General features: G+C 60.7%; 2 protein-coding genes and 2 pseudogenes. All 4 read left to right on the plus strand.

What is annotated here, in order from left to right; all coding sequences use genetic code 11:
- Positions 1-186: pseudogene (locus PF446_RS08680) on the plus strand (HPF/RaiA family ribosome-associated protein); the annotation flags it as partial.
- A gap of 372 nt (positions 187-558) precedes the next feature.
- Positions 559-939: pseudogene (locus tag PF446_RS08685) on the plus strand (NAD(P)H-binding protein); the annotation flags it as partial.
- Between the two features lie 243 nt (positions 940-1182).
- The gene (locus PF446_RS08690) at positions 1183-2226 is read left to right on the plus strand and encodes a hypothetical protein (RefSeq protein ID WP_298071038.1); all 1044 of its coding nucleotides are present in this window, start codon (positions 1183-1185) and stop codon (positions 2224-2226) included.
- The gene (locus tag PF446_RS08695; protein ID WP_298071039.1) at positions 2226-3173 is read left to right on the plus strand and encodes an FUSC family protein; all 948 of its coding nucleotides are present in this window, start codon (positions 2226-2228) and stop codon (positions 3171-3173) included. Before PF446_RS08690 ends, PF446_RS08695 begins: the two co-directional genes overlap by 1 nt.
- The last annotated feature ends 801 nt before the right edge of the window (positions 3174-3974 follow it).

Here is a 3974-nt window from a genome sequence, read left to right on the forward strand (position 1 = left end):
GCCAATGGCGCCAAGGGCGGAGGCCATGACAAGCAGTGCGCCCTCGAAGCACGCATCAGCAACGGCCCGCCCGTCGGCGTGAGCCATGACGACGAAACCGTGGAGAAGTCCATTCACGGCGCCTGCGCGAAGATGCGTTCAAGACTCGACAGCAGCATCGAGCAAAGGCGTGGGCATCAAGCATAACTACCGGGCCGGCGCTGAGTTGTCGATTCATCGAAGCACATCTGGACCCAGGTTCAGACATGCGCAAGAGAACCTGCACCGTTGACTTGTCTTCCGCTACAAAAGAGCATGACATGCGAGTACTTGTTTGGGGTGCGAAGTCCTATTGGCCTCCACCTGATCAAGCAAATGTCCTCCAGCACGCACCAAGGCCGGGCAATGATCCGCCTTGCCGAACAGAGCAAAGCCCTGCCTGCGTGAGCTGGGTGGCGACGACACCTTCGTGGCCGACCATCAAGCCGATTGCAGCCCAGCGCCAAAAGAATGCTACGCAGTCATCTTCACGACAGGCTCCGGTGCTGATACTGGTCCGGAAAAACCGATGCCGTCGGACGCGATGGCGCCATCGGCATGATCAACGCCGCCAGCGAGGCCCGCGTCGATCGCCTGATCATGATCTCGACCATGGGCGCGGATGCACCGGACAGCGGTCGGGAAACATGCAGTATTACCTTCGCCCCAAACAGACCGCTGATCGCCACATTCGCGCAAGCGGACTTGGCTACACCCATCGTCTGCTCCGGCTCGCTCACCGACGACAGCGGAACTCGGCACATCAATGCTGCCGCCGAACTGAAATCCGATCGCAGTGTGCCGCGAAATGATGTGGCTGCGGTGCTCTTGCAGGTGCTGGATGCTGCCAACACCAAGGACAAGCAATTCGAGCTGCTTGAAGGCGACATCCCATTGCAGCAGGCAGTCGCCGCACGCTGACGCGAAGCCCACACAGATACCCGGAATCATTCAACCGGGCCAAAACCAGGGTGGAAGTCGACGCTCGGGCGATGCTCCAAGCGGACTCCACTTTTGCCAAGTCAGCACGCAACATATTGATTGTAAAATGAGATTCGCCAGTTCACCTCTGAACCTGACCGCATGCACCGCGATGCATGATACGGCCACCGGCAAGCCCGCTTTCGCGTTGGCATCTCCAAACCCCTGTGGTAGAACGATGACATGACAGCGCTGCGCCTGCGCCCTGCGAGACAGTGGTTGGCCGACAGGGTCGAAACGATTTTTGGCGCCGATCCGGGTTTGGTGCGTCTGCGTACCTCCGCTCGTGCGGTCATCAGCGCCATGGTCACCATCGGGCTCGCGGTCGCGCTGTTCGGTGACGACATGCAGACCGCGCCCGCGTTTGCCGCCGGCTTCATGCTCAGTGTGTTCGGCAATGTCGCCGTTCCCGATGGCAGCATTCCGGCCAAATCGATCACGCTGGCGTTGCTCGTCGTGACGATCACGCTGGCGATCGGAGCATCCGGCGAGCTCGCAGCGCATCACTGGCTCGCCGACGGGCTGGTCCTGGTCGTTTGCGTGGGTGCCTCCATGGCCAAGATGGCGGGGCCACGCGCCATGGTTCTCGGCATGGTCGCTTTCATCGGTTCATTCATGGGTGACGTACTGCATGCCGCGCCGGCTGTGCTGCCCGAGGTTTTTGCAACGGCGGCAATCGCTGCGATGATCGTCGCGGTGCTGCGTTTCTGGTTGATGCGCGACGAGCCAACCGCACTGCTTGAACGAGTGCGTCGTCATCTGGATCGACGCGTAAGCCGCATCATCGAGGTCGTCCGCGATCTGATCGCCAGCAATGCCCATACCGGATCGTCGGATGTGGACGAACGGGACGAAAGCAGACTGCATCGGGAACTCGGCCGGCTCAATGATGCATTTCTGGTCGCCCAGAATGAATTGACGGGCGGCCGGCAAAAACCCGACAAAAAGTCACATCTGTCCTGGGACCGCTTCTTCGCTCTCGAACTGGCGGCCGAGCGGCTGGTGCGCGTGGCGCGGGATCAGGGCGACGCGGCGAGCAACGAGCGTGCCTGTGCGCGGCTTGATGATCTCAACCAGGCGCTCATCAACAACTGTCCGTTGCCCCGGCGATCATATGATCTTGACGGACCCCTGCTGCGCTCGATCGATGCGCTGATCGCCGCCCTTGATCGTGGCGATCAGACTGGACCTTCGATCCACCAGACCGAACCGGAAATTTTTGACTGATGGCGGTACGGCTGTTCGAGCGCGTTGAAATCCGCCAGACGATCCAGGTCGCTGTCGCCGCGACGCTGGCGATCACCGCCGGGACGTTGATCTCGGGACATCGCTGGTATTGGGCGTTGATTGCCGCCTTCATCGTCAGTATCGGCGTCGGTTCCAGCGGCGAAGCACTGATCAAGGGACTGCAGCGGCTCTCCGGTACGCTCGCCGGAGTTCTGGTCGGGATCGGCCTGGCTGTCCTGCTGTCGGGGCACGTGATGCTGTCGGCGGCGCTGGCGCTGCTGTTCGTGTTCCTCGCCTTCTATGCCTTCCAGGTGGCGTACGGAACCATGATCTTCTTCATCACGCTGATGCTGGCGTTGCTGTTCAGCATGATCGGCCAGTTCAGTCCCGAGCTTCTCTGGCTTCGTCTTGAGGAAACTGCCGTGGGAAGCGTGATCGGGATTCTGGCAACTACGCTGGTACTGCCAGTCAGGCAGAGCAAGGGCTTTGCCGATGAATTGCACGTCTTTCTCGACGCCCTGGGTGATGCGATCAGCGCCACCTCGCAAGACCCCGAAGGGGGGCGAGACGATGATCCAAACCAGCGCATGCAAAAGGCGGTGCAGGATCTGCGCAACGCAGTCGGGGCGATCAAACGCGGCTGGCTGCCGCTGGTCGACCGACGCTATCTGCTGGTCGTGCGCGCGACCATGCGCTGCGCCTATCTGGCGCGCGAAGCCAAAAGCACACGCATGCTGTCTTCCTCGGCCATTGACGCGCTGGGCGATCGTATCGTTCGCCTGTGCGCCCTGGTCGACGAAGAGCGCAGCTATGAGCGACCGGTCAACGATGATTGCGGTGACGACGAACTGGTCCAGGCCCTGCTGGATGCATTGGACCTGCTCGCCAACCGCTACGCCGCGACCAAGCGTCAACGGGCGCCCCGGTTCCGACTCGCGCACCGATAGTCAGCGAAACAGATGAAATCGTCGACCGACACGCCCATGACCTTGGTATGGCGCTTGGCAAACTCCGGCGCAAGCTCGGCCACCAGTTCAAATTCGGTCGTAGCCACCGGAGTGAAGTCTCTCGGATGCGAGAAGACAATGGCGTAGCGGTCGCCTATTCAGTCATACCGGATCAACGTCCCTGCGGTCGACTCAGTCGTGAAATTCGGTGCGATTTCTGCGCTTCTCAGGATACAAACTGCCCAGCTACCCCGGCTTGCGCCCTGATGCCGGCAAGGATCAGGTCAGGATTCAGGGCCGGGTCCGCCTTGCAGAAATACTCCAATCCATAGCCTTGGCTGGACTATTTTCATCCGAGGAAAATGCAGTGATCTGGCCCCGTTTCAGACTGAACGACACAACAGTGCCGCGGGTTGACGTTCGCCCCAGGAAAAGCCGCGTGTGTTTTGCTGCAGTCACAATCGCTGCGCCAGTCCTGCATGGAATACCCCGCCGCTCCGCAGACACTGGTCCAGATACGCCCGAAACTGCCCAATGAAAGCGACCCCCGCATCTTCGGTGCATGGTTGCCAAGACCTTAGCAATGCGCCACTGAAAGACATCCAGAAGGCCCTGCACGAAGGCTGATCCAGCCTTGGCTTTCCGGCCCGTTTGCGCACAACGGCCCTACGTATCCAGGAGCACGCCATGCAGATACAGCTCAACACCGACGATCACATCCAGGGAGGTGAAGCGCTGGAAGCCCGCGTCGACAGCCTCATCACGCAGCATCTTGAGCGCTTCTTTCCCTACCTGACGCGC

Source organism: Oleiagrimonas sp. (assembly GCF_027858935.1).
Taxonomy (GTDB): domain Bacteria; phylum Pseudomonadota; class Gammaproteobacteria; order Xanthomonadales; family Rhodanobacteraceae; genus Oleiagrimonas.

Excerpts from the sequence above, each read along its gene's own strand:
- PF446_RS08695 (WP_298071039.1), top strand. The coding sequence starts at position 2,226 with ATGGCGGTACGGCTGTTCGAGCGCGTTGAAATCCGCCAGACGATCCAG.
- PF446_RS08690 (WP_298071038.1), top strand. The coding sequence starts at position 1,183 with ATGACAGCGCTGCGCCTGCGCCCTGCGAGACAGTGGTTGGCCGACAGG.